Source organism: Ruegeria sp. K5, from assembly GCF_056531805.1.
The window spans coordinates 47,272-74,195 of sequence record NZ_JBQFML010000005.1 but is presented as its reverse complement, the minus strand read 5'-3'; the positions used below and the strand labels follow the sequence as shown (position 1 = coordinate 74,195).

Sequence of the window (26,924 nt, the reverse complement as noted above, 5' to 3'; positions counted from 1 at the left end):
TGTCCTCAGTGAGATTTACGGGTGAAGTCGCGCCATGTGCGCACCAGCACCGGCATCATCAGAATGACCACGATGATGATGGTGATCAGCGAGGTCGCGCCAGCCGAGGCATAAAGCGGATTGCCGCTTTCGCGCAGGTCGTTGAAAATGATCCAGCTGAGCGAGCGCGCATGGGCCTCGGCCTTGAAGCTGACGATGGGTTCAAAGACACGCAGGTTGTCCATGATCATCATCAGGGTCACAAACGAAACCAGCGGCATCAGATGCGGCACAACCACATGGATCATGCTTTGCCATTTGCTGGCACCGTCGATCTGCGCCGCTTCCATCGTGTCTTCGGGCACCGTCTGAAGCCCGGCATAAAAGGTGATGAAGCTGAATGGCAGGGTGTGCCAGACACCATACACCATCAACATGATCCACATCAGCGGCGTGGATGCCTTCAGGCTGAGGGTTGGATCATTGAAAAGCCGTTGAATTGTTGCCCCGATCACCCCATCACCGTCGACCATCCAGAACAGGATCAAGGAACCAACCAGTGGGGTTACGAGGAATGGCAAAAGGGAAATGAAGATCGCAAGGCCCTTCAATGCGCGTGGCAGGTTGTTGACCCCAACCGCAATCGCCAAACCCAGAACCAAGACCAGAGGCGTTACAATGAAGGTATAGGCCAGCGTGAAGGTCAGAGCGTTGTAAAATGGCAGGTTGTAAACCTTCGACCAGAACTCACCCAGGCTTTCTGAAGTTGACCAGGCCTCCCCAATGTCGGCGAGTGCCAGATGTGACCGGTCGAAATACGTGCCCAGACCGTTGAAACGGCCCAGCGGTTGTTCTTCCCGCAGCTTCTCGGTCGCTTCCGTATCGACTGTTGTTGTCGGGTTACATCCAAACGGACCGCAACTTTCCGAGACGACCAGAACCTGCTCGTGTTCGACAAAAAGCGACTGGATAAACACCGACACGATCGGCAACGCGATGAACAAGATCATCGCTGACAGTGTCGGCAGAACAAACCAGAAGAAGGTGCGGTGTTTCATAACATGCGTCCCGATCTAAATTCGAGAAAGAGAGGGGGCCGTGACAGCCCCCTCAAGTCGGGGAGATTTACTGGAGGAAGCCAGCCTCTTTGGCCGACGTCCGGTAGGACGCTTCGACATCCGAAAGCGCTTGCTCAGCAGACTCGTCACCCTTCAGGAAGTCTGACAATTCCTTGCCAAGCGCGGCATGCAGAATGCCGATCTGCGGGATCATCGGATACGGTTTTGCACCGCCTTGCGCCGTCGCCGAAACACCAGCTGCGGCTGGTCCAGGCTGATAGCCATTCAGCAGCCAGACGGCATCATCGTTGTTTGCCGCCACCATCTCCGGTGTCAGCGCGCTGACCAATGCCGCAAAGGTTGCCTCGGCCTCTTCATCCGACACGTTCGAGGCAATCGAAATGCCATCCCACCACAGGGTCGCAGCAGGGATCGAACCGCCGCCAACAGTCGGTGCTGCAGACAGTACCGTGTTCGACGTCACCTCTTCCGAGGATCCTTCGTCGTCCAGAATTGGCGCACCGCGCGAGCCCCACATGACGCCCAAAGCTGCCTGACCGGCTTCCCACAGGCCTTGCGTCTCGTTGGACGCATGCGTCAGGTGATCGGGGTGCGCGTATTCTGCCAGCGCCTTCATGGTTGCCAGCGTGGCCAGACCTTGTTCGTTGTTGATTGCTGGCTCGGCTGTGCCCGGCTCAAAGAACTCGCCGCCATGCCCGAGGTAGATCATGTTGAACACCTCAGCGAGGTTCCAGCCGCCGTCACCGGCGCTCAGGTTCATCACGATCGGATGTTCCATGATACCGGCGGCGCGGATCATTTCGGCGGCTTCAAGGACTTCTTCGTAGGTTGCGGGAATACCGTCAAAGCCTGCCTGCTCAAGAATGTCCGTACGCGAGAACAGGTGCTGCGAGTTGGCCATGAAGGCCACCGCCATGACGTTGCCATCGATGGTGATCAGAAGGTTGGGCGATATGTTTTCGCCATACTTTTCAACCAGATCGTTCAGCGGACGCACCAGACCGTCATTCATCAGCTGGGTCAGCGTTGAATTTGCCAGAATGACCGAGGTGTATTCAGAAGGGTTCGGCGTCAGCGCCGCGTTCATGATTTGGCGCGCCTCGGTTGTGTGGTTGGTCGAAAACTCGGACGCCCCACCTGCACAGTTTTCCTCGGCTGTGCCTGCAACGGCATGGATGGCCGGAAAATCACTGGCCAGAATTCGGATGGATTGACCTTCGGGACCGCAGTTCGCCGCATATGCAGCCGAACCCATCAATCCGACGAAAGTGGTTACGGTAGCTAGCTTTTTCAGAAACATCTCATCTCCCTGTTTCTCTGAAGTGTCGTGCGCGCCCCTGTCGCGCACAAAGTTCTGGTCCCGAGGCTGATCCCCGGTGATTTACGGGGCTACTTTCAGATCCGTTCGCCGGTTTGGCCGTCAAACAGATGGCAAATCTCGACCGGCACCGAGATCGACACCATGTCGTCAATTTCAGCCCGGAAATTCTTGTCGGCCTTCACGGAAACCAGCGCGCCACCAACGCGAACCGAGATCATCGTCGCGTCGCCCAGCAACTCCTGGGTATAGATCGGAGCATTGATTTGCCCCTGCCCCTTTTCCGCAAGCGTGGCATCTTCTGCGCGGAACCCCAGTGTCAGCGGGCCCTCGGGCGCTTGCACGCCGGGAATCTCCACGTTCTTCGTGACAAAAACTCCGTTGCGAACCTCGCCTTCCATCAGGTTCATCGCCGGGTTGCCGATGAAGCTGGCGACAAATGTGTTGGCAGGCGTGTCGTAAATCTCGGTCGGGCTGCCCACTTGCTGCACGACGCCCTTCTTCATAACGACCACACGATCAGCAAGCGTCATCGCCTCGATCTGGTCATGCGTTACGTAGATGGTTGTCACCGCAAGCTCGTGGCTCAGGTTCTTGATCTGGGCGCGCGTGGAAACCCGCAGCTTGGCGTCGAGGTTCGAAAGCGGTTCGTCCATCAGGAATACATTCGGCTCGCGCACGATTGCGCGCGCGAGGGCGACGCGCTGACGCTGACCACCGGACAGTTCCGCCGGTTTACGATGCAGAAAGTCATCCAGTTCAACCATAGCCGACGCGCGGCGCACCTTGTCGTCATGGGTCGACGGGTCAATGCCGCGTACTTTCAGCGGAAATCGGATGTTTTCGTAGACGTTCATATTCGGGTAGAGCGCGTAGGACTGGAACACCATCGCTACGTCGCGGTCCTTGGGCTCCATATCGTTGACGCGCACCCCGTCGACCAGAATGTCGCCTTCGCTGGCATCTTCCAAACCTGCGATCATCCGCATGGTCGTGGTCTTGCCGCAGCCCGAGGGCCCCAACAATACAAGGAATTCTTTGTCAGCTATGGTCAGATCGAAATTGTCGACGCCGACAAACGAACCCCATCGCTTGCCAACATTCCGCAATTGAATCTCGGCCATCAGCCCCTCCCGTCAGATTTTTTTGCATACGCTTGCAATTACGGTAGACTTAACTGCGGCATTTTGGCAAGATTTTTTTGCAATCGTATGCAGGGAGCGCCTTCACATGCCAGATTTTTCGGCGGAAAAACAAGTCATAAGAAACTTCTACGCCAAGCTGGACACTGCCGAACCGGGGGCTGAAAGCAGCGTTCTGACCGAGTTCTACGGCTCGAATCACATATGGCGAGGCTTTCATCCCTTCGACGAAGTTCACAACGCAGCAGAGGTCACGCGCACCTTCTGGACCCCATTGAAGACTGCCCTGATAAACCTGCAAAGACGGCAGGATATCTTTATGGCCGGGGCCAACGAGATTGATGATTTCTCGTCGGTCTGGGTTGTTTCGATGGGGCATTTGATGGGGTTGTTCGATGCACCCTGGCTTGGCATCCCCCCCACCGGCAAACTGGCGTTTCTGCGGTATTGCGAATTCAACAGGGTCGAAAACGGGCAGATCACCGAGACAGCCATGTATTTCGACATACCGCATCTGATGCTGCAAGCTGGTTTGCGGCCCTTTCCACCGCAAACGGCAGCGCAGCTTGTTCAGCCCGGCCCCATGACCCATGACGGGTTGATTTTCGAACCGCAGCCTCCTGAAGAAGGGCAAAAGACCCTTGCCGCAATCAACGCGATGATCGCAGATCTCGGCCAATGGAACAGCGGTCTGAGCCTTGAGGATGAACTGCGGCGCACATGGCACGAAGACATGCTGTGGTGGGGACCGACCGGCATCGGCGCGACCTACACGATCAAGCGATATGCCAAGCAGCATGCCGGGCCATTCCGGGCCGGGTTCACGGACCGGTCAAAGACCAAACATATCTGCCGCATGGCCGAGGGGCATTACGGGGGGTTCTTCGGATGGCCCAATTTCACCGCACGGCCCACCGGCGGTTTCATGGGCATGCCCGCCACAGACAAGGCGGGTGAGTTCCGCGTCATCGACATCTACCGCCGCGCCGGGGACAAGCTGGCCGAAAACTGGATCTTCATCGATCTGCTGCATTTCTGGAAGCAGCAAGGCATCGATATTCTTGAACGCATGCAAGAGGTGCCGCGCACATGACCGGATGGATCGACGCCCATCACCATCTTTGGGATCTCGGGGCGGTTCACTACCCCTGGCTGATGGCCCGCGGGGTAAAGCGCTTTTTCGGGGATCCGACGCCAATTCAAAGAAACTACTTACTGGATGAATTCCGGTCCGACGCAAAAGCCAACGGCATTTGCGCCTCGGTTCACATTCAGGTCGGCGCTGAAGACGGCCTGGCCGAGGCCCGCTGGGTTCAATCTGTTGCCGATGCCAATCCCGATTGGCCAATGGCGCAGGTCGTTTTCTGTGATCTCACCGCACCGGATCTGCCCGACCAACTCGACGCGCTCCAACACCTAAACACAGTGCGCGGCGTGCGCCAGATCGTCGGGCGCGCACCGGGCGAGGATGCCCGGACCGGAACCAATGCCCTGTTGGGCGATCCCCGCTTTCTCGCAGGATTACAGGAGGCAGGGCGCCGCGGGCTGAGCTTTGATTTGCAACTCATCCCCGAGCTTTACGCAAAAACCGCCCACATCCTTGCGCAAGCCCCGGACACGCAGATAGCGCTATGCCACGCGGGCTCCCCTCATGACCGGAGCGCTGACGGTTTGGACCAATGGGCTGATGATCTGCGGGCATTGTCAGAGCTGCCCCACATAACATGCAAGTTGTCCGGTCTGGGCATGTTTGATCACAGTTGGTCAGCCCAGAGCATTCGTCCGATCATTGATATTTGCCTCGCGCAGTTCGGAAGGAACCGAGTGATGTTCGGGTCGAACTTTCCGGTCGACAGCCTTTACAGTGACTATGCAACACTGATGAAAGCCTTCCGCGATCTGATCCCAGAACAGGCCAAGTCAGCGGTATTTCGCGAGACCGCGGAACGGTTTTATCGATTTGGGACTTCTTAGAGCGGTTAGCGGGTGCGTTGAAGATCTGGAAGCAGGTCAGAGCCAGCAGGCTTTGCGGCGGACATATTTCAAGTCTGCTCAGCTCAATCCCAACGACTAGGCTCATGACCCAAACTACTGGATGCTGCAAAATGCACCAGGATCCAGCAGTGTCCGACCCGGTCAATCGAGGGCGATCCTTTGCGCTCGACTACAGCTGGGCGCGCGAGATTCTGTGTTACACTCAGGTCTTCAAGGCTTCGATAATACAGATCACTTTCGAGTTTTGATCGTGCAGTATTGTGACGGTCAGCTACGGCTATTCGCCCCAAGCCGGACAAGCCGATACCCCAACGTTGTCGCTGTTTTTTTGATTTCCAAACAACACGTTACCCGGAAATCAATGAATTAGTGACTCAAGAGTGTCTATTAGCTTAAACTTTATCCATTAACGGGTCGAGGTATTTCAATGAAATTGAATTCCAAAGAACCTAACTCTGAGAGTGGGTATCCTGAAACCAATATCATCATAATTTGTGCGCGCCTTCTTCAGGATCGATCTGAAAGAGGATCGCGCGATTTCTTACAATCAATGAGCGCGCTTCACTTGGGATCATTGATTGATCGGAAAAAATATAATCTGAAAATTCATTTGGAAGATTGGCATGGCCCATACAATTGCGCCGAGACTACTGGTGTGGATATCTGCGTTCTGACCGGACTCCAAACGGATTTTGACCGCATGCGGCAACTTGCATATTCCTTTCGAAGCGCCGGTGCAAAGGTGGTCGCCGGGGGTAGTTTGTGCACGCTGTTTCCAAGATTCGCCAGTCAATTTTTTGACACCGTCTGTGCAGGCGGGGTGGAAGCGTTCCGGGATTTTCTAACCGACTACGAAATCGGCGAAACGAATGAGATCTATTATTCGTCGTCGCATCAGATTCGAGATTATGAGATTGATCACGGTTTGCTTTCAGAGAATGGAATCGACCTGCCGCTTCATTTAATCGAGGCGTCACGTGGATGCAGCTTTCGTTGTGATTTCTGTGTTCTTCCGGCAGAAAATGCCCTGCACGCTAAATACAAATTGGAGCGGGTGGCCGCAACGATCGACGACGCAATCAAAAAAAGCCCGTCGGGCAGCACTCGCGCCAAATACCCAATTATCTGGTTCATCGACAACAACTTTATCGACAACCGCGCCCACATGAAGGCAGTAGTCAACCTTCTTGCCCGCAACCCAAAAGTCAGAGCGTGGGGCGCAATGCTCACGCAAGATGCTTTGCGGGACCGGGATTTGATCAATCTTCTTGTTCAATCTAAATGCAAATACGTCTTTGTTGGAATTGAGTCGCTTGATGAGAATTTTCTGAAGAGCCACAGAAAAAAGCAAAACCTGTCACGCAGATCGAATGTCATCGACGACGTTATTTATGCCGAAAAGCAGGGTTTGTGTGTCGGATACGGGTATCTCTTTGACCCTGAGACAACATCTGTCGAGACAATGCGCCGACAATTGCGCCACATTGGCGATAGGCGCGATTTTCCGCTACCCTGTTATTGCAGTTTTGTGACGCCCTTACTCGGAACCGGATTTTTTTGGAAGTGCGCCCGCGAGAGGCGCCTTATGCCCAATGTCCGTCTGCGAGATCTGGATTGCGAGACTATCGTGGTAAACAACACGATTAGCTCCCATGATGAAATTACGGTTTTCGCTCGAGAACTGCTTGAGAGCCCCGGACGTCTGTTTGGCTGGGCAAATGTTGTTTCATCAACACTGTACCGGCTTTTCCGGACTCGCAGTCTTAATCCATATTTTTGGTTTATTGCTGTACGTTCCAACCTGCGCATGATGTCTTTTGCCTCTCGATATTCAGATGTGGCAGAGCGCAGTTTCATTGCCGGCCAAGATCGTCTGGATCCTCAATATGCCAATATACCGGACGGCATTACCGAGGCGGATCGAAGAAAGTATTTCGAGCCAATTATGATAACCGGCAACGACGGACAACTGGAAAGTTGGCTGATGGATGCTGCGCCCAAAGATGTATTGGAAACCGACGAGATGCACTTGATGGAGGCGCATTCATGCTGAAGGGTCAAAACTCGCAATCGTCAGGCGGCGAAAGACGTCAGATTACAGCTTTGTTTTGTGATCTCGTTGATTCCACCCAGTTGTCACAACATATCGACCCCGAGGACTTGCACAGCATTCTAGAAGGGTTTCGCGAGGAATGTATGAATGCGGCCCGGGCGGCGAACGGGAAAATCGGCGGCTTTTCCGGGGACGGTGTTCTTGTTTACTTCGGTTACCCAACCGCTCACGAGGATGCCCCTCGATTTGCAATTTCGACCGGGCTGGAGATTGTGCAACGCATATCAAAACTCAACGAACGGTTCTCTCTCGCGCTCGACAAACAGCTGCAGATACGTATCGGTATTCACACCGGAATAATGTTTGCGAACGATACGGGGGCTGACGAAGGGCCGGAGGCTGCAGAGATCGTTGGCGACGTTCCCAACGTAGCCTATCGCGTCCAAGGAATGGCAGAACCCAATTCGATTGTTATCAGCGCAAATACCCAACCACTGGTCTCTGGTTATTTTGACCTTGAAACGATGGGGTCGGTCGAGCTTAAGGGTGTTTCTGTTCCGATAGAGCTGTTCCGCGTCGTTTCCAGCCGCGATGTGCCCAACAAGCTCTCCATCCGGCTTCATAAAGTTGTCAGCCCTCTTGTGAATCGTACAAGCGAGCTAAGAATTCTCGAGGAGACGTGGAAGAGTACGACCGAAGGTCAGGGTCGCTGTATTGTCCTGATAGGGGAAGGTGGGATAGGAAAATCCCGCCTGATCAGGGTGCTGCGCAAAAAGCTTTCAGCTCAGGGTAATGCCAATATTCTATCTCTTTATGGCTCAGCAGAACATAAGAATGAGGGGTTCTTTCCCATCTTCGATGGTATAGCGCGGCTATCGGCATTGAACATGCCGGACGCGACCCACAACACCCCTGCTCAACTACACGAATTACTAAGTGAGGCAGAATTCGATGGCTCAGATCTCGCGAATTCCCTATCGCAGTTCTTAACCAAAGAACCCAAGCAAACGAGCGAAACGAGAGATTCCTGGGAGCTTCGCCAAAAACTGGTTTCTGATCTGATCCAGTTTATTCTGTCACTTGCGGAACAGAAGCCGTTGCTTGTCATTCTCGAAGACGCGCACTGGGTCGATCCTTCAACGATGGAACTGTTCGGCCGTTTGATCGCGGAGATTTCATCACGGCAAATTATGATAGCAATAAGTTCGCGTGAACCGATCGCTATGCTAGCCGGAACCCTCGCAGTTGAAGTCGCGTTGGACCCGCTTTCTCGCGATGATAGCAGAAGATTATGCCTGCAAGTGGCTGATGAAGAAACTTTGGTAACCGACGCGGTTGACGCGATTGTCGCTCGGGCCGATGGAAATCCATTGTTTATTGAAGAGGTCACTCGCGTATTTCTCGATGCCGCCGACAAGGAAAGTCATTACGATTCAGGTACCAGCGGATTCCGTGTTCCCGCGACACTGCGGGATTCTTTGATGGCCCGATTGGACAAGCTGGGTCCGGAAAAGGAGCTTGCGCAAGTTGCCGCCGTTTTTGGCCGCAGTTTCGACAGGGCGGGTCTGAGTGCAATACTCGGATGGGATGAACTTGAAATCGACCAGGCACTGGAATCCTTGCTTGCGGCGGGACTGATCTTCAGGGTTATTCGAGACCCGTCCTCTGATTATCGCTTCAAACATGCGTTGGTGCGAGATGTGGCCTATCTGTCCCTTCCGAAACCGCGGCGACGGGAATTGCACAAGGTTGCGCTGGACTTTCTCAGAAAGATGCCTTCCGACCGCAGTTCCTGTTCGCCGCTTGTACTTGCACAACACGCGTCCCGGGCGGGGCTTGCCAAGATCGCGGCGACCTACTGGCTGCAGGCGGCGCAGCTTTCGTTGAATGGATCATCCAATCTGGAGGCAATCGCAAACCTTCGTCATGCGCTGGAAGAAGCAGAAAAACTGCCTGAAGGGCAAGAACGGGATCAGTTGGAGTTGGCGGCGCAAACCGCGTTGCTAGGACCATTGTTCGCAACCAAGGGTTTTGTTGCGAGCGAGGTTGAAACCGCAAGTGATCGCGCGCTTGAACTGTGCCACAAACTTAACGACACACAGCGTTTGTTTCCGCTGCTATACGCGCGTTGGGTTTCACGGCAAACTGCCGGAGATGTCTATTCCGCACTGTCGCTGGCCCAAGAGTTTCTGTCGCGGGCCCGGCGCGAGTCGCACGACGACGCAATTCTCGTAGGGCTGCGCCTAGGCGGGTTCTCACTCTTCTTGTCAGGCCGCCCCGCCGAAGCGCGCGAGCACCTGGAAGCGGCCTTGCATCAATACCAAACTGAACGGCATCGTGATCTCGTCTACTTCTATGGCACCGATGTACGTGTGATGGCACTGTGCAGCCTGGCGCTGGTCTGTTGCGCCGAGTGCCGCGGTGGTGAAGCCAGCAGGCTGATCGAGCGTGCGTTAGTTGAAGCGAAGGAATTGAACCATGCGCACACGCTGGGCTATGCGTTGTCATTCGCGCATTTTGTAAAGCTGAACACCGCGCAGTTCGACGAAGCTGAAACGATCTCGGAAACGATCTTTGACTTTGCAAAAGAGCGCAACATGCCATTCTGGGAGGTGCTCGCTGACGAATGCCTAGGCATTGTCGGGATCATGCAAGGGTATGCTGCAGAAGCAGTCAACCGCTTGGAAAGAGGTTTGGCGATACATGCCGAGACCGGGGACAACTTCGCTGAGCCGTTCAAGCTGGTTTTCCTTGCGAAAGCGTATGCGATGCTGGGAAGGCAGGATGAGGCGCTAACGGCCTTGCAGAGCGCCGAAGAGGCAGTCGAAACCGGAGGAGAACTTTGGGCCCAACCAGAGGTCATTCGAGCCAAAGCCGATCTGCTCGCCGCAGGGCGGGCTGCTGATCCGGCTGCCATTGAGGCCTTGTATTGTTCATGCATAGAGCAAGCCCGCGAACAAGGGTTCAAGTCACATGAGTTACGCGGCGCCCTGTCGTTCGCGGAATTCTTGGGCGCAACCGGGCGGCCTCGTGAAGCCGCCCAGGCGCTTTTGCAAGCGGTAGAGGGGTTGGACCCAGCCGCTGACAGCAAGGAAGCCGAAATGGCGCGCGCGATTATCGAGGGCCTGTCGAGCTGATCATCCCTCGAATTTGGAGCAAGGGCCAACAAAGCAGCATTCCTTCTTGCTGCAACCAGCAGGACAACGGTGCCGAGGGGCCAAAAACTCCCGGCGGGACAAGACCGGAGTAAAAGATGGCCGACCAAACCAAGAAACTCTCACCAGGGACCGGTCGCAGGCTGTTCATGAAGGGCGTCGCAGCGCAACTTTTGCTCAGCGGTTGCACGGTCTGGCCGCCACGCGCTTCCACTAGGCAACTGCCGATTCGAGCAATCGACCCCCACTGCCATGTTTGGAACGCGTCCGACATGCCGGCTTGGGGTTTCGTCTACTATGTGCTGCTAGGTCACGATGAAGAATTCGGGCACCCCGTAGGGGTGAAGAAAAAGATTTATGACCCATTGGTGGCTTTCTACGTAAACCTCATTTTTGGAAAGGCCACCACTGCCAGAGAAGAGCTAGAATTGCTCAGCGATGAAGGGTTAGAGGCAACAGCAAGGGCTAAGTCGGACGAGGAGTTTGAAGATGATTTGGCAAAAACATTGGATTTCTTTCTCAACCGACCAACCGTGGCATCGCAGTTATATGGCGTCGACGCCCAACCCTTGCGCGATATGATCGTCAAGGATCTCAAACTGACGCCTGACGGTTCCGAGTATAACTCGAGGACAGCTGCGCGCCGCGCGATGCGAAGCCGTTCCGTTCTCTTTGCACCTTTAGTGTTTGTGCGACACATGCGCCAAAACCGGTCGTTTCTGATAAAAGAAATGAACCGGATCTATGGTGGCGAAGCACGTGTAGGATTGTTCACTCCGGCGCTTATCGACATGAAGGCCTGGCTGGCTGGGGAGCCAGGACAGGAGTGCAATCTACCTGTGCGCAGAAACACCTACAGGGGCGATGTGCGTGACGACCAGCGTTCAAAACTGATCGATCAGCTTATTCTTATGGATAAGTTGCAGCAAAAGCGATTTGACACGCCGTTTCACTGTATGGTCCCTTTTGATCCTTGGCGTCAGGCACGGGATAGACAAAAAGGACGCTCAGAACATTCGAAAGGGGATAATCACACTCGGGAAAGCGCGCAGCAGCTTTCTGCGTTGGGCATGGTGCAATGGGCTATTGATTGTCTCGGTTTTGTCGGCGTGAAGATTTATCCGGCAATGGGGTTCAAGCCATTGGAAAACGGTAAATTTGATCTATACCCGTGCCGCGCGATCAAAGAATTTCGACAGTTTCACAAAGAGTTAGATAAATCGCTCGAGGAGCTCTACAGGTGGTGCGTCAATGACGAAAATGACGTACCAATCTTGACCCATGCATGGAACAGTCAGGCTCCGGCCGATGGGCTGGGCAAACGGGCTAATCCAAAATACTGGCGGCCAGTACTCAAAAAGCATGAGTTTTCGAAACTTCGAATTTGTCTTGCGCACAATGTTGGACTTAAGCCGAATAAAAAAGGGGAGCTTCCAAAATGGACACATGAGTTTGGGAAGACAATGAATCTTCCTGATCGAGCTGTTTATGCCGATATCTCTGATTTAGGGGACATCCTGCTTTGGAAGAACAACTTAAGTAAATATGCCAGAGGTTTACGCGATTTCGTCGATGACTATGACGAAGACTGTAACCGGTTAATGTATGGCAGTGACTTCGCTGCTCTAAGCCGAACGCCACGCTACGCGCGGTATCCGGACAGAATGAACGCATTACTTGATGCCGCCGGATTTGACGAAGCGCAAAAGCACCGTTTCTTCCAGAAAAATGCGTTGGATTTTTTGGGTTTGCGCCCAGGCAGGAAAGCCTACGAACGCCTGCGTGAATACTATGCGCGACATGGCCTGAGCTTCGAGCGAATATCGAGCTTTAGTCAGTCAACTAAAACTTGACTGTCCAGCCGTGGATCTTTGTCGATGTCGAAAATGATTGGTCAAGCCTGTTTCCACAGTGTTTTCGTCGCGGCGTTTTGCCAGTTCGCTGGGATCTGGACCCATTGATTTGGTTGCCCTCGACGCGCCGAGATTATCAAAACTCTGAACTTCAGGAGGCGAGATGAGCAACTTGCTTTGGTTGACCGACGAGCAGATGGCTAGATTGAGTCTATACTTCCCAAGGGTCATGGCAAGCCATGCATGGATGAAAGGCACATGGTGCGGGGGTTATCTTCTTCAGTCGCAACGGCAGGAGATGGTCGGACGCTCCGCCCGCCACATACACTTCACGACCGCTGTGAGCGTTGAAAGTAAGTGGCAAACGCCATTGGTCAGAGCGCCGCTGAAAACAGGGTGTGTTTGCCCGGATCATGGAAGGGCTGACCGCCGAGCTTTCCGATCACAAGGCTATCATGATCGATGCAACCTATCTGAAGGCACATCGCACGGCTTCAAGCCTGCGGCAGGAATCCCGACAGGTCGGTGTCACCCTGATGGCGGTAAAGGCTGCACTCCGGACCAATTTCCGCCGATAGGAAAGGAAAGATAAAGCGAACGGCGGCAATACGGACTGCAAACGCGGCATTTGGAGTGCAAGCCTAGGGTCCGAAATAGGCCACCAATTGCAAAATGGACTTGCCTCTACTCCCAGCGACAATCGACCCGGGTATTCACCTAGCTCGGCAGGTATTCCTCACTCCAAGACTCGGCGACATCGCGGGATTTGATCATCACTTCGATGGCCTCGCTCGAATAGCCAATTTCACCGAGGATCGTGCGGGTTGAAGTACCGAACTTCTCGGATGGCTCGACGGCAAAAACCTTTGCACGGGTTGGGCGCACCGCGTAGGGATCAAGCTGTGTGACTTCATGCCCGCTGGGGTGATCGGGATAAATCGAGAAAGAGTAGCTGCCGTTTTCGGTGCCCGGTGTGCCATCCGCCACGCGTGAATTCCTCGCCCGCAAGGCGTCAAGGTTTTCGCAGATTGCCACGCCGATATCGGCGGCGCGCAGCTTTTCCACCCAATCCGACGCAGGCAGGGATTGGAAAGCCGTCGCCAGATAGGCGGCGCGGTCTTCTTCTGGCAGATCAGGCAAATCCTCCAAGCCTTCGACTTTGCGGAACCTCGGTAGGTCGGCTTCGTAGGCGCTGAGCAGGACGTAGCGACCTGATGCGGTGCTATAGAACCGGGTCAATGCATCATAGCCATTTGCCTCGGGGCCTGATGGCTCGTCAAATAGCCCACGGCCCTTGTAATCAAAAGCAAAGGGGATCTGCAAAAGGCCGCTATTGGAACTGAGCGAGGTGCGCCCGCGCCCAATCCGACCGAAGCGGTATTTTTGATAAAGGGCTGCCGCTACGCCAAGCGCGCCACCAAATCCGCACATAACGTCGATCGTGCCCACATGGGCGTGCTCCTCTGGTCGGTCCATGGCACCACCAAAGCGCAGCATGATGCCGGTTGTCGCCTGAACCAGATCGTCATAGCCGATGTAATCGGTCCGCGTGCCCCGGCGGACACCGCTGAAACAATCGAGCTTGCAGAACAGCGCATCCGGGTTGAGCTTGCGCAGGCTGTCAGCATCAAGACCCATTTTCCTGATCTGATTGTCGGGTGCGTTCCAAACGATGACATCGACAGACTTCACAAGGTCTTCGAATACCCGGCGTCCGTGATGTGAGGTGATATCGGCCAGAACAGAGCGTTTGCCGCGCATCTGCGACATGCCATAGATGACGGTGTTCCAACTGTCATACATCGGCACCGATGGGTCGAGCTTGATCACCTCGGCCCCGAAGCGTGCCAGATAGCTGGCCGAATGCGGGCCCGCGATCACATTGCACAGGTCCAGAACACGCACGCCGGACAGCCAGCCTTCCCTGGCGGCTGTGTCAGAAGGGGCTGGGATCTCGGTGCGGTGTTTCTGCAATAGTTTCAGCGCTTCGTCGAAGTCGACCCATCGGCGGGGCTCGGGCTGCAATGCCTCTTCACCGCTTTCTTCCATCCAAACCACCGGGCCAGGTTGCGTCATGTCCCCGTAGATCGGGTCGTGAACGTCGATCATCAGCCCCGAGGTCTCGGCATATTCGTCGTGAATCCATTCCTGCAGCCAGCGCTGCGGCGCGCCGGGGATCAGCCCACGGCCGAACATTTTCTTCCACTCGTGCGATGTGCGGGTCATGAAGACCTCTTTCATCCGCGCGGCGATCTTGTCGGCCCAGAACTTCGGCATCGGATAGACACCCAGCGAGGTGTCGTGTTCCCATTCCGACCATGGTTTGTAGGTGTCTTCTTCTGACGTCAGCCCGTCCGCGACCAACTCGTCATAAATGCCGAGCACTTCCAGACAGCGGCGGGCGTGGTTCTTATGGCTGGGGCAGACCACATAGAACATGCGCCCGTCCTTGCACATGTAGCTTCGGAAGAACGGGTCCAGCAACTCCTGCAGATCTTCATATGTAACATTCATCGGCAGGCCTTCGATGCGCCGGCGTTCAATCTCGACCTCGCGCTGGGTCAGATAGCGCTCGGGCATGTTTTCAACCTTGATCGAGTTGTAGCAGAGCCCCTCCATCACGGCGGCTGCCAAGGGAACTTCGATCTGGTCGCCAAGGCCAGTCACCTGACGGGACTGCAGAGCCAACACCGTGGCAGAAGCCGCGATCTGCGACGCGTAAGCCGAGGCAAGCGGCAGAGGAGAAAATGACGGGTTCAGCCCCATCAAAACCCGATTCAGCCCCATGTCGGTAAACACGCCGGAACTTGCCGCGACGATGCTTTCATAGGCACGCAACTCGCGCCGTTCTTCGTCGTTCGAGGCAAAACCGGGGATTGAGATCGTGATCAGCTCGGGCCTTTCGTCACGCATTGCCGCAAAGTCTATTCCAAGCGCGGCCAGTTTCCCGGGGCGGAAGTTCTCGACGATGATATCGGCCTCGGCGCAGAGCGTCTTGGCCCTGTCCAACCCCTCTGGTGTCTTGAGGTCCAGATTTACGATCACCTTGTTTCGGTTCAGAGCAGCATTAGCCGGGCTGTCCCACATCGGGCCGTCAGGTGGGTCGATATGAACCACGGTTGCGCCCAGATCGCCCAGCAACATCGCAACAGCAGGGCCCGCGATGTACTGACCGAAATCGACGACCTTCACGCCGGTTAGCGGAAGATTGGAAAACGAATTGCGCATGGGTCCTCCCGGAAACTCTTATACCCGCATGTCGACGTGTCTTATTGGCCCGCCAGCATCCAGCCTGCGGCCTTTTCTGCGATCATGATCGTGGGTGAGTTGGTGTTGCCACTTGTGATCCCTGGCATGACAGAGGCATCGACCACGCGCAGGCCGGCCACGCCCTTCATGCGCAGATGCGGATCGAGAACGGCGGTTTCATCGTCCTCGCGGCCCATCTTGATCGTACCAACTGGGTGAAAGATCGTGCTGGCAATGTCGCCTGCCAACCGGGCCAGTTCCTCATCGGTTTGATATTGGATGCCCGGTTTGAATTCTTCTGGCTCGTAAGCTTCCATAGCGGGCTGAGCCATGATTTCGCGCACCTGCCGCAGGCTTTGGGCGGCCACTTTCCGATCTTCGTCTGTGTCCAGATAATTGGGCGTGATCTGGGGCGGCTGACGGAAATCCGAAGACGCGATGCGGACATGCCCACGGCTGGTCGGGTTCAGGTTGCAAACACTGACGGTGATAGCGGGGAAATCATGCAGGTCTTCACCAAACGCCTCAAGGCTCAGCGGCTGGACATGGTATTCGAGATTGGCGTGCGGGCGCGTCGGATCCGAACGGGTGAAAGCACCCAACTGGCTGGGCGACATGCTCATCGGGCCCGAGCGTTTCAGCACATATTCCAGACCGATCTTGGCCTTACCTACAAGGGAATTGGCCAAGGTGTTCAGCGTCTTGGTGCCCTTGACCTTGTAAACCGCACGGATTTGCAGGTGATCCTGCAGATTTTCGCCCACATAGGGCGCATCCATCACCACATCTATCCCATGCTCTTTTAAAAGGGCCGCCGGACCAATCCCCGACAGTTGCAGGATTTGCGGTGAGTTCACGGCACCAGCCGACAGGACCACCTCTTTTGAGGTCGCAACCGCAATGGGTTGTCCTTTGTGGTGAACGACCGCTCCGGTGCAATGCAATCGACCGTCTTCGCCTTTTTCAAAGGTCAGCTTCTCGACCTGCGCCTCGGTCCATATTGTCAGGTTCTGACGCGACTTGGCGGGGCGCAGAAACGCCTTGGAGGTATTCCATCGCCACCCCGCGCGCTGGTTGACGTCGAAATAGCCCACCCCGGCATTGTCGCCTGCGTTGAAATCATCGGTCTTTGGAATGCCGTTTTCGACCGCAGCATCGGCAAAACTGTCCAGAACATCCCAGCGCAGACGCTGTTTTTCGACCCGCCATTCACCGCCATGTCCATGCAGGTCGGAAAACCGGCTGTTGTCGCCGGTGTGCGGGTCGGCGCCATCGTCCAGCTTGTAGTGGTTCTCATGAGCCTTAAAGTCGGCCAGCGAGTTTTCCCAACTCCAGGCCTCTTCACCGGTAAGCTTGGCCCAGTTGTCATAGTCGCGGGCTTGGCCCCGCATATAGATCATCCCGTTGATCGAGGAGCACCCGCCGAGCGTCTTCCCGCGCGGGTAAAGCAGGCTGCGTCCGTTCAAACCTTTGGCTGGCTGGGTCTTGTACATCCAGTCTGCGCGCGGGTTGCCAATGCAGTAGAGATAGCCAACCGGGATGTGTATCCACGGATAGGTATCGGGCTTGCCCGCCTCAAGCAGCAATACCCGGTTCTTCGGGTCAGCACTCAGCCTGTTGGCCATCAGGCATCCGGCTGATCCGCCACCAATCACGATATAGTCGAACCTGTTAGCGCCGTCAGACATGTTCGTCTTCCACCTGTTCTGTCGTTTCATTGCCAACTGTGCCGCAGGCGGAGCGATGAACCGTCTTGGTTCGTGGTGACCTAAGGCAAGCCGGTTTTGATGATTTCTGAAGCGCGCTTACAGAAAAAGCTAATGACAATTCGCACAATGCCATATTAGTAAATTTTATATGGACCGGTTTTCGAACATTAACACCATTCTGGCCTTTGTGACGGTGGCTCGTGAAGGCAGCGTTTCACGCGCAGCCGAGGTGTTGAACCTGACCCAACCGGCCATCAGCCATCAGATCAAGCGTCTTGGTGAAGAGACGGGGCTTACGCTGTTCAACCGAACGCCGACCGGGTTGCAGATTACCCATGACGGAGCGGCGGTCCTAGCGAAGGCGCAAAGAGTTCTCGATGCAGTCAGTGACTTCCACCGCAGCGCCCGCCAGCGCGTCGGTCGCCTGAGTGGAAAACTGACAATCGGCACGATCGTCGACCCGGAGTTCATTCGGTTGGGCCGTCTGTTGGCACATCTGCGCGCCGAGCATCCGGGCATCGAAACCGAACTGGTACATGGGGTCAGCGGAGACATCCTGACATGGCTCAGGCGGGGTCGGGTCGATGCGGGGTTCTACCTGTGTGGACCCGATGACCTTTCCAGCATCGAGTTGGACGGAGGCGATCCGGTGCACGCCATAAAGCTGGCCGATTTCACCTATCGCGTGATCGGGCCTGCTGGTTGGCAGAAGCAGGTGGAAAGCTCCGACTGGTCTTCGCTTGCAGCCCTGCCTTGGATTGGCACCCCCGAAGCCTCTGTCCACCATCGCCTTCTGGCCAAGGTTTTCGAAAGTCAGGACAGCCGCCCGAACGTGGTCGCCTTGGTGGATCAAGAAGCTTCGATGCTTGAAATGGTAAGATCCGGCATTGGCCTGAGCCTCTGCCGCGACTCCATCGCGCTCCATCAAAAACAATCCTTCGGACTTGCTGTCTGCAATTCCGTGTCAGTTCCTGCTTGCCTGTGTTTCGTGGCGTTGGAACGGCACAAGGATAGCCCGATGATAGCTGAGACATTCGACCTGCTGCACCGATCCTGGTGATCTGGTTTTCAGAAGCGGCACAATGACTGACGTTGAAGCTGTGGCGGTTATCGAACCGCCCTGATCAGATGAAAGACCTTTTAGTCGCAAAAAAGGTAACACCTCGCCATTTTCGCCTCACGTCTTTCATCCAGCACCTACGCTGACTTTCTGTTCAGACGGCGAAGCCGCCTGTTCTCGGTAGGCTACCGCGTAGCGAACGTGGGAATGGGGCGAGGCAACGCTATTCAACAATGGTGGTGCGGCAAGCAGGCGCAGCTTAGGACAAGGTGCAGTCTATTAGGGTCGCCCGTGGGGGAAGTCAGCGCCTTAAACACAAACGGAAGAACGTGGTACTGTTCCACGCTGGATCAATCCCCCAGCGGCTGCGGGCCTGTTCGTCCATGATAAGCGGTGAGGGATGCCCTGATCCTCCGCAGGTTCTCTTTGGTCTCGTCCGTCATCTCTTGCGCCACGGTCATTGCTAGTGCATCGACGATTGCAAGATGGGCGTATCGGGACGCGGTTGGTTTGTAGATGTCGCTGTCTTCCGGCAGGTCGGTCAGCAGGGCGATCTTTGAGGTATTGGCCAGTCGCGTATTTGGCCGGGTGATGCAGATCGTTGTTGCCCCATAACCGTTGGCGACTTCGGCCGCGGCTACGATTGCGTCCGCTTCGCCGCTGGCTGAGACTAGAAAAAGCACATCCTCGGCCCGCAGAGACGCGGCTCGCATTTGCAGGACATAGCTGTCATTGGTGAAAAAGGACGGGATGCCCAGCCGGAAAAACCGGTTGGACGCTTCCTGCGCAACAAAGGATGACCCGCCGCCGATGCCGGAAAACAGGATCTGGCGCTTGTCCAGACAGGCGTCTCGGGCCGCTTCCAATGCGTTTGTATCGACCTGACGGCGCATGGTCTCCATGGTTGTGAACATGGCACCAAGCACCTGATCTATGGCGGTATCCGCGTCCGATCCTGCGTTGCCGGGATTGCCAAACAGGTATTGCGCGCTGACCGCGATGTTCTGCGCCAGACGCAGTTTGAAGTCCCGAAACCCTTCGCAGCCAAGGCTGCGGCAGAACCGGACGACCGTTGGCTTGCTGACCGCGCATTGCTCGGCCAGATCGCCAATCGCCATGGCGCTGATGTCGTTCAGGTGCTCTTTGACATAGTCCGCGACCTTTTGTTCCTGAACGGCCAGCTTGATCTGACCGCTGTGCAGGGCCGAGATCAAATCCACAGCGCCCGAGCGCCCTTTGTGGGGCGGGAATTCGTTCTGGCCGGAGGGTTGGTCGTCGTTCGGCACGGTTTGGCCTTTCTGCATTTTCATGAAACTTAGTTACACAATTTCTTGTGAGCAAACAAGAAATGCCGGGAAATTGGGGAATGTATAGCAAAATGTCGTAACTCAGTAACATTTTTTCGTTGATTTGACGTCGATTCCCACGCAAACTGAAACTCAGTTACAGATTCGCGATCTTGGGAGGGATGCGAATGTCCAACTGGTTTGCCGACGCAAGCGCGCGGATAAACTCTGTCATCGAGGGGATCGTTGCCGCGCTGATGCTGGCCCTGGTTCTGGATGTCTGGCTGGGTGTCATCGACCGCTATTACTTTCACTGGCAATTGCCGTGGCCCGAGGTGTTGGCGCGGTACCTGATGATCTGGGCGTCGCTGCTGGCGGTGTCCTCGGGGATCGCGCGGCGCGATCACATCGGGCTTACGGCGTTTGTCATGGTGCTGCCGCGCCCGGTTCGACGCCTTTTGTTGATCGTGATGGACATTCTGGCGCTGGCCCTGTTCCTGTATGTCGCCTGGTTCGGCATCAGCTTTGCCCAAAGCGGAGCGCCGAGGCAGGCCATGATCTTCGGCGCAAGCCTTGCCCCGTTCTATGCAGCCATTCCCGTGGCGGCGGCCTTGTCGGCGGTGCAACTGGTGCTGGTCCTGTTTAGGGATCTGGGCGCTCAGATCGACGAACCACCTTTTCCCCATGAGGTGGAGGATATGTCGTGATTGTCGCCGTCACATTCGTCGCCCTCATCCTGTTTGGAATGCCCATCGGGTTCGCTATCGGTCTGGCCGGAGTCGTTGGCCTGATCGATATGGGCGGCACCCAGTTTCTGGCCATCGGGCCAAGCAAGGTCTTCAATGGGCTCAACATCTTTCCCTTTCTCGCCATGCCCTTTTTCATTCTGGCGGGCGAGATCATGAACGACATCGGGATCACCAGCCGCCTTGTAAAGCTGGCGCAGGTTCTGGTGGGTCGGTTTCGCGGCGGGCTGGCGCACACGAACATGCTGGCATCGGTGTTCTTCGCGGGTCTGACAGGCTCGGCCACGGCGGACGCGGCAGCCTTTGGCCGGACGCTGGTGCCTGCCATGGTGAAAGAGGGTTACAGGCGCGACTATGCCTGTGCCGTCACGGCGGCGGGGTCGATCATTGGCCCGACCATTCCGCCCTCGGGGCTGATGGTGGTCTATGGCTCGCTGATGGGTGTGTCGATTGCCGGTCTGTTCGCTGCCGGGGTCTTGCCGGGTCTGGTCATCTGCCTTGTGTGCATGGCCGTCATCGCCATCGGCGGCAAGCGCGAAAACCTGCCCAAAGCCCTGCGCGGTGCCACCCCGCGCGAGGTCTGGGAGACTTTCGTATCTTCGCTGACCGCTCTGGCGATGCCGGTGATCATTCTGGGCGGCATATTGGGCGGTATCGTTACACCAACCGAAGCGGCCTCGATCGCTGTCGCCTATGCGCTGTTCATCGGTATCTTTGTTTACCGGACGCTGACGTTCAAAGGCTTCTACCGGATGCTGGTGCGCACGGCGCGTATCACCGGTGTGATCTTTGTCATTATCGCCTTCGCGGGCATTCTGGGCTGGTGGATGAGCTTTGAGCGCATCCCGCAACTGATCGCCGAAACCGTTCTGGGCCTGTCCGACAACCGGTATGCCGTCATCGCCATCATCATCGGGCTGTTGCTGATCGTCGGCATGGTGATGGATATCACCGCGATCCTGATCATCCTTGCCCCGGTTCTGGTGCCGCTGACACAGCAGGTCGGGCTCGAGCCGATCCATGCCGGGATCATTTTCGTGCTGGCCCTGAATATCTCGCTGATGACGCCACCTGTGGGGGCCTGCCTGTTCGTGTTGTCCTCGGTGACGGGTGAACGGCTGGAACGGATATCGCTGAAACTCTTCCCGTTTCTGATCGCGGAAATTGGCATCCTCTTTGTCTTTGCCTTCTGGGAAGACGCGGCCCTGTGGCTGCCCCGGATGTTGGGCTTTGCCCAGTGACGAACTCATCAAAACCAAACCAACAGGAGAAATAACATGAAAAAACTGCTCACAACCGTCGCGATGACAGCGACCATGATGGCCAGCACGGCGCTGGCCGAAGGTGGTGTCATCAAGTTCGGCCATGACAACAAGACCGACCCGTTTGAAAACCCGGCACATGCCTGTACGGCGGTGTTTTCAAACCTTGTGACCTCGGGCACCAATGGCAGCGTGTCGGTTGAGGTCTTCGGCTCGAACCAGCTGGGATCGGCAGCCGAGCATGTGCAGCAGGTGCGCGACGGGATCATTCAGGCGACGCTGACCTCGACCGGTGCGTTGGCCAGTTACTACCCGCGCATCGATGTGCTGAACCTGCCGTTTGCCTTCAACGGCAATGCCGCGACCTATGAGGTGTTCGATGGCGAATTCGGCGAAGCTCTGGCCGCCGATATAGAGGCCGAACTGGGCGATGTTGTCGTGCTGGGTTTCCCGGATACCGGAGGTTTCTTTGCCGTCACCAACTCGCAACGGCCGATCGCGGACCTGAAGGATTTCGACGGCATCCGTATCCGCACCATGACCCTGCCGTCACACCAGAAGATCGTGCAGGCGCTGGGGGCCGAGGCTTATCCGCTGTCCTGGGGCGAGGTCTATTCCGGGCTTCAGACCGGCGTGATCGACGGACAAATGAACCCGGTTCCGATCATCTCTTTCGCCAACTTCGCCGAGGTGCAGCAATACCTGACACTGACCAACCACCTGTTCTCGCCCTATACTTTCATGATCAACCGCGCGTTCTTTGAAAGCCTGTCCGAGGCTGAACAGGCCACGATCCGCACCGCCGCCGAAAACTGCGTCACCGCCAGCCGTGGCCTGTCGCGCATCATCGAAGCGTCGGACCGCGGGCTTGCGGGGCTGATGGACCAGATTCAGGTGACCGCGCTGAATGACGAACAGCGCGCCGCGATGGCCGCAGCAACGCAGCCCGCGTTCGAGGCGCATGTTCAGGAAAATCTCGACGACAAGGCCAATGAACTGCTGACCAGCTTCAAGGCTGCGGTCGATGGCGCCAACAGCGCCTCGTATCTCGACTGATCCTCCCAGACTGCCGGAGACAACCGGCAGCACCTTATGTCGGGGGCCGCGATACGGCCTCCGACCTCACCAGCGAATTGGAATGAACATGCGCGTCTTTTGTGCGTCCGTTGCGACCGAAACAAATACGTTTTCTCCCCTGCGCACGGATTTCTCGGATTTTGAGCAGAGCTTTTACGCACCACCCGGCCAACACCCCGAGACGCCAACCCTGTGCAGTGCCGTGTTCCCGGCGTTGCGGAAACGGGCGCAATCCGGTGGGCTGGAGCTGATCGAAGGCACCGCCACCTGGGCCGAGCCCGGCGGTTTGCTGAACAAGGAAACATGGCAGCGGCTAAAGCAGGAAGTGCTGGATCAGGTCAAAGCCGCGCTGCCCTTGGACGGGGTCGTTCTGGGGCTGCATGGCGCGATGATCGCCGAAGGGTGTCTGGATTGCGAAGGTGTGCTGATCGAAGCCATTCGGGATATTGTCGGGCCGGATACGGTCATCGGAGCCAGTTTCGACCCGCACAGCCATCTCAGCCGGAAACGGGTCGACAATGCGGATGTCATCACCGTGTTCAAGGAATTTCCCCACACCGATTTTGTCGAAGCGGGCGAAACCTGCGTCGACCTGACCCTGCGCGCGATCAAGAGCGATATCCGGCCCGTCATTTCGGTTTACGATGTCCGGATGCTGGATGTCCTGCCGACCAGTCAGGAACCCATGCGCAGTTTCGTGGACCGGATCAAGCAGATGGAGACCGAAGGCGAGGTTCTGTCGGCCTCGGTCATTCATGGCTTCATGGCCGGGGACTCGCCGGATTTGGGGGCCAAGATCATCGTGCTGACCGACAATGACCCGTCCAAGGCAGATCGCATCGCCCGCAATCTGGGGGCAGAGCTGTTTTCCTTTCGGGGCCAGACCAAGCCAGACTACCTAACCCCTGCCGAGGCCTTGTCCAAAGCGGCACAGGCCCCACGCGGGCCCGTTGTTGTGGCCGATGTCTGGGACAACCCCGGCGGCGGCGTGGCAGGCGATTCAACCCTGATCCTCGAACAGGCCATCGCGCGCAATATGACCTCGATTGCATTTGGCACGATCTGGGACCCGATGGCCGTACGCCTGTGTCACGCTGCCGGGGAAGGCGCGGAATTTGACCTGCGCTTTGGCGGCAAAACCTCCGCTCTAGCGGGCAACCCAATCGACGCCACGGTCAAGGTCCTGCGCAACCAGCGTAACGCAGTGCAAAGCTTTGGCGCATCCGTTGTTCCGATGGGCGATTGTTCAGTCATTCAACTGGGCGGGATTCAGGTGGTTCTGAATTCGAACCGCAGTCAGGCATTTTCGCCCGATCTGTTCACCAATCTGGGTATCGACATCTCGCAAAAGAAGGTGCTGGTGGTGAAATCGACAAACCATTTCCACGGCGCGTTTTCCGACGTCGCAAGTGAAATCATCTATGCCGCCGTCGAAGGCCCCTATCCGAACGATCCGACCAAGACGCCCTACAAAAATCTGACACGCGCGATCTGGCCGATTGTCGAAGACCCCCACAAGGAGGCCGCAGAATGATCTTTCCCGAAATCGACACTCCGGCGGTTCTGATCGATCTGGACATCGCCGAGGCCAATATCGACCGCTTTCAGGCCCATTGCGCGAAATACGGGCTGGCCGTGCGGCCCCATATCAAAACGCATAAGCTTCCCTTGCTGGCCAATCGGCAAATGCAGGCCGGGGCCATTGGCATCACCTGCCAGAAGGTCACCGAGGCCGAAGCGATGATTAGTGAGGGTGGCATTGACGACGTGCTGATCACCTACAACATCCTCGGTGACACGAAACTGTCCCGCCTGCGCGCGCTGGCTGAGAAGACGCGCCTAACCGTTGTGGCCGACAACACGGAAACGGTAGACGGGCTGTCGCGGTTTTTCGCGGATACCTCCAAGCCATTGGGCGTGCTGGTGGAATGCGACACGGGTGCCGCACGCTGCGGCGTGACCTCGCCCGCGCAGGCGTGTGAACTGGCCCGTTACATCGAGAACAAGCCCGGCCTGACGTTCCGAGGTCTCATGACCTATCCGCCGGTTGGGCAGGAAGGCGCGGTTCAGGACTGGCTCAGCACCGCAAAAACCCGGATCGAACAGGCGGGGCTGACGGTCAGCGTGATCTCGAACGGCGGCTCTCCGGGAATGTGGCGGGCGCAGGACGTACCGGTTGCGACCGAATACCGGATCGGCACCTATGTCTACAACGACCGCTCGTTGCAGGCGCGGGGTATTTGTACTTGGGATGAGTGCGCCCTGAGCGTTCTGACCACTGTGATCTCGGTTCCTGCGCCTGACCGCGCCGTGATCGATGCCGGGTCCAAAGTGCTGACATCCGATCTGCTGGGGTTGGAGGGGCACGGATATGTTTTGGGCCGACCAGACATTCTGGTTCAGGGCCTGTCCGAAGAGCACGGCGTTTTGAAAGCCGACAAGATCAACCTCAAGGTTGGCGACCGCCTTTGGATCATCCCGAACCACGCCTGCGTGGTGACCAATATGGTGGATCAGGTCGAATCCGTTCGCGGCAACAGCCACCTTGGTCCTTTGCCGGTCGTCGCACGGGGGAAAGTGCAGTGATGCGTTGGGGACGGCGCGATGAGTGACCTGATCTGTCTGGGCGAGCCCCTGTTTGAACTGAACGCCCAACCGGACGGCACGTTCCAAAGCGGCTTTGGTGGCGATGTCTCGAACGTGGCGGTGGCGGCGGCCCGGCAGGGTACTAAAAGCGCACTGATCTCAAGCGTTGGGGCTGATCACTTTGGCGAGCAACTAAAGGATTTATGGTCACGCGAAGGGGTGGATCATACCCATGTGGCGCAGGTCCCTGATGGTGAGACCGGTATGTACTTTGTCTTCCACGACGAAGGCGGACACTGGTTCGTCTATCGCCGAAAGGGTTCTGCCGCGAGCCGGATGACCCCGCGCGACGTGCCCGAGGAAGCCATCGCAAATGCCGGGATGTTCTATACCTCCGGCATCAGTCTCGGGGTGAGCAACGAGCTGCGCGCGGCAACGCAGCACGCCATCCGCACCGCGCGCGCCGCTGGCGTCCCGGTTGCCATCGATCCCAATCTGCGCACAGCCCTGTGGCCGCTGGAACAGGCGCGCGCGGTCACGCATGACGCAATGCGAAACTGCCGGATCGCGTTACCCGGACTGGACGACGCACGGCAATTGACGGGTCTTCACAGCCCCGCAGACATCATCGGTTTCTACCATGATCTAGGGGCTGAAATCGTGGCCCTCACGCTGGGGTCGGACGGCGTCGCGCTGTCGCAAGGTGACGGCATCCACAGCTTGCCCGGGTTCAAGGTCGATGCCGTAGACGCCACCGGAGCCGGTGACTGTTTCAACGGCATTTTCCTGTCCACCTACCTGCGCACCCAGAACGCGCTGACATCCGCCGAGCTTGCCAACCGCGGCGCCGCACTGTCGACCACGGGCTTTGGCGCCGTCGCCCCCATCCCCTACCCAGATGAGTTAACAGAAGGAATAACCTGAATGTCTGAGAAAACAATCCAACGCCTGGGCGATGACAGAACCGGAGCAGGCGGCCAGCCACTACCCTTTGCGCCCGCAGTCCGGGCCGGGGACTTCGTGTTCATCTCGGGCCAGGTCGCGATGCAGGAAAACGGCGAAATCGAACCCGGCGGCATCGAGGCGCAAACCCGAAGAACCATGGAAAACCTGATCGCCGCTCTGGCACTTGCCGATTGTACGCTGGAGGACATCGCCAAGGTCGGCGTCTGGCTGGACGATCCACGTGACTTCTGGACCTTCAACAAGGTCTACGCGAGCTATTTCCCCAATGGCGGCCCCGCCCGATCCACTGTCCGCTCGCAAATCATGGTCGACGCCAAAGTCGAGATCGACGCGGTTGTTTATAAGCCGGTTGGGTGATCCGTAGACGGGCCAGATTGCAGGAAGCCGACGTTCACAATACCTTCGCTAC

General features: G+C 56.7%; 21 protein-coding genes. 15 read left to right on the top strand and 6 right to left on the bottom strand.

Annotated features, from left to right (window positions below; translation table 11 throughout):
- Positions 1–5: 5 nt before the first annotated feature.
- From ACR0MO_RS14465 to ACR0MO_RS14455, 3 genes are all read right to left on the bottom strand, one after another.
- Complete coding sequence (locus ACR0MO_RS14465; RefSeq protein ID WP_170452933.1) at positions 6–1,037, bottom strand: carbohydrate ABC transporter permease; 1,032 nt, start codon at positions 1,035–1,037, stop codon at positions 6–8.
- Between the two features lie 67 nt (positions 1,038–1,104).
- The gene (locus tag ACR0MO_RS14460) at positions 1,105–2,358 is read right to left on the bottom strand and encodes an extracellular solute-binding protein (RefSeq protein WP_170452936.1); all 1,254 of its coding nucleotides are present in this window, start codon (positions 2,356–2,358) and stop codon (positions 1,105–1,107) included.
- 95 nt (positions 2,359–2,453) lie between these two features.
- Positions 2,454–3,500: an ABC transporter ATP-binding protein gene (locus tag ACR0MO_RS14455; protein WP_170452939.1), complete on the bottom strand. Its 1,047-nt coding sequence runs from the start codon at positions 3,498–3,500 to the stop codon at positions 2,454–2,456.
- 106 nt (positions 3,501–3,606) lie between these two features.
- Between ACR0MO_RS14455 and ACR0MO_RS14450 the strand changes: the two genes are divergently transcribed.
- From ACR0MO_RS14450 to ACR0MO_RS14420, 7 genes are all read left to right on the top strand, one after another.
- A complete protein-coding gene (locus tag ACR0MO_RS14450) occupies positions 3,607–4,611 on the top strand; it encodes an ester cyclase (RefSeq protein WP_170452941.1) in 1,005 nt (334 codons plus the stop codon).
- On the top strand, positions 4,608–5,492 hold the full coding sequence (locus ACR0MO_RS14445) for an amidohydrolase family protein (protein WP_480891982.1): 885 nt from the start codon (positions 4,608–4,610) through the stop codon (positions 5,490–5,492). The genes ACR0MO_RS14450 and ACR0MO_RS14445 overlap by 4 nt, the downstream gene beginning before the upstream one ends.
- A 131-nt stretch (positions 5,493–5,623) precedes the next feature.
- Entirely contained in the window at positions 5,624–5,761 is a 138-nt protein-coding gene (locus ACR0MO_RS14440; protein WP_170521504.1) for a hypothetical protein, read from the top strand.
- A 179-nt stretch (positions 5,762–5,940) separates the two neighbouring features.
- Positions 5,941–7,566 (top strand): B12-binding domain-containing radical SAM protein, encoded by a 1,626-nt coding sequence (locus ACR0MO_RS14435; RefSeq protein WP_480891980.1) that lies wholly within the window; start codon positions 5,941–5,943, stop codon positions 7,564–7,566.
- Positions 7,560–10,703, top strand: a complete 3,144-nt coding sequence (locus ACR0MO_RS14430) for an ATP-binding protein (protein WP_480891978.1) — start codon at positions 7,560–7,562, stop codon at positions 10,701–10,703. The genes ACR0MO_RS14435 and ACR0MO_RS14430 overlap by 7 nt, the downstream gene beginning before the upstream one ends.
- Before the next feature lie 116 nt (positions 10,704–10,819).
- Positions 10,820–12,574, top strand: coding sequence for an amidohydrolase family protein (locus tag ACR0MO_RS14425; RefSeq protein ID WP_170452953.1), 1,755 nt, complete (start codon positions 10,820–10,822; stop codon positions 12,572–12,574).
- 398 nt (positions 12,575–12,972) lie between these two features.
- Positions 12,973–13,152: a hypothetical protein gene (locus ACR0MO_RS14420; protein WP_170622725.1), complete on the top strand. Its 180-nt coding sequence runs from the start codon at positions 12,973–12,975 to the stop codon at positions 13,150–13,152.
- 139 nt (positions 13,153–13,291) lie between these two features.
- On the opposite strand, the gene ACR0MO_RS14415 is transcribed toward ACR0MO_RS14420, so the two are convergent.
- Both ACR0MO_RS14415 and ACR0MO_RS14410 read right to left on the bottom strand, forming a co-directional pair.
- Positions 13,292–15,802, bottom strand: coding sequence for a CoA transferase (locus ACR0MO_RS14415; RefSeq protein ID WP_170452957.1), 2,511 nt, complete (start codon positions 15,800–15,802; stop codon positions 13,292–13,294).
- A gap of 41 nt (positions 15,803–15,843) precedes the next feature.
- Positions 15,844–17,511, bottom strand: coding sequence for a GMC family oxidoreductase (locus ACR0MO_RS14410; RefSeq protein ID WP_480891975.1), 1,668 nt, complete (start codon positions 17,509–17,511; stop codon positions 15,844–15,846).
- Between the two features lie 169 nt (positions 17,512–17,680).
- Here ACR0MO_RS14410 and ACR0MO_RS14405 point away from each other — a divergent pair, with 169 nt between their 5' ends.
- Positions 17,681–18,592: a LysR family transcriptional regulator gene (locus ACR0MO_RS14405; RefSeq protein WP_170452961.1), complete on the top strand. Its 912-nt coding sequence runs from the start codon at positions 17,681–17,683 to the stop codon at positions 18,590–18,592.
- A gap of 350 nt (positions 18,593–18,942) precedes the next feature.
- Here the strand turns inward: ACR0MO_RS14405 and ACR0MO_RS14400 are convergent, their stop codons facing one another.
- Positions 18,943–19,896 carry a MurR/RpiR family transcriptional regulator gene (locus ACR0MO_RS14400; RefSeq protein ID WP_170453151.1) on the bottom strand — a complete coding sequence of 318 codons (954 nt, stop codon included), beginning with the start codon at positions 19,894–19,896 and terminating at the stop codon, positions 18,943–18,945.
- Between the two features lie 170 nt (positions 19,897–20,066).
- On the opposite strand from ACR0MO_RS14400, the gene ACR0MO_RS14395 reads away from it, so the two are divergent.
- The 7 genes from ACR0MO_RS14395 (at position 20,067) to ACR0MO_RS14365 (ending at position 26,872) form a co-directional block, all read left to right on the top strand.
- The gene (locus ACR0MO_RS14395; RefSeq protein ID WP_170521491.1) at positions 20,067–20,585 is read left to right on the top strand and encodes a TRAP transporter small permease; all 519 of its coding nucleotides are present in this window, start codon (positions 20,067–20,069) and stop codon (positions 20,583–20,585) included.
- Positions 20,582–21,865 (top strand): TRAP transporter large permease, encoded by a 1,284-nt coding sequence (locus ACR0MO_RS14390; RefSeq protein ID WP_170452965.1) that lies wholly within the window; start codon positions 20,582–20,584, stop codon positions 21,863–21,865. The genes ACR0MO_RS14395 and ACR0MO_RS14390 overlap by 4 nt, the downstream gene beginning before the upstream one ends.
- 36 nt (positions 21,866–21,901) lie before the next feature.
- The gene (locus ACR0MO_RS14385; protein WP_170452967.1) at positions 21,902–22,942 is read left to right on the top strand and encodes a TRAP transporter substrate-binding protein; all 1,041 of its coding nucleotides are present in this window, start codon (positions 21,902–21,904) and stop codon (positions 22,940–22,942) included.
- Positions 22,943–23,030: 88 nt separating this feature from the next.
- Positions 23,031–24,497, top strand: a complete 1,467-nt coding sequence (locus tag ACR0MO_RS14380; RefSeq protein WP_170452969.1) for a M81 family metallopeptidase — start codon at positions 23,031–23,033, stop codon at positions 24,495–24,497.
- Positions 24,494–25,549 carry a D-TA family PLP-dependent enzyme gene (locus ACR0MO_RS14375; RefSeq protein ID WP_480780114.1) on the top strand — a complete coding sequence of 352 codons (1,056 nt, stop codon included), beginning with the start codon at positions 24,494–24,496 and terminating at the stop codon, positions 25,547–25,549. Before ACR0MO_RS14380 ends, ACR0MO_RS14375 begins: the two co-directional genes overlap by 4 nt.
- An 18-nt stretch (positions 25,550–25,567) precedes the next feature.
- Positions 25,568–26,473, top strand: coding sequence for a sugar kinase (locus tag ACR0MO_RS14370; protein ID WP_480780113.1), 906 nt, complete (start codon positions 25,568–25,570; stop codon positions 26,471–26,473).
- Positions 26,474–26,872, top strand: a complete 399-nt coding sequence (locus tag ACR0MO_RS14365; protein ID WP_170452974.1) for a RidA family protein — start codon at positions 26,474–26,476, stop codon at positions 26,870–26,872.
- Positions 26,873–26,924 lie beyond the last annotated feature (52 nt).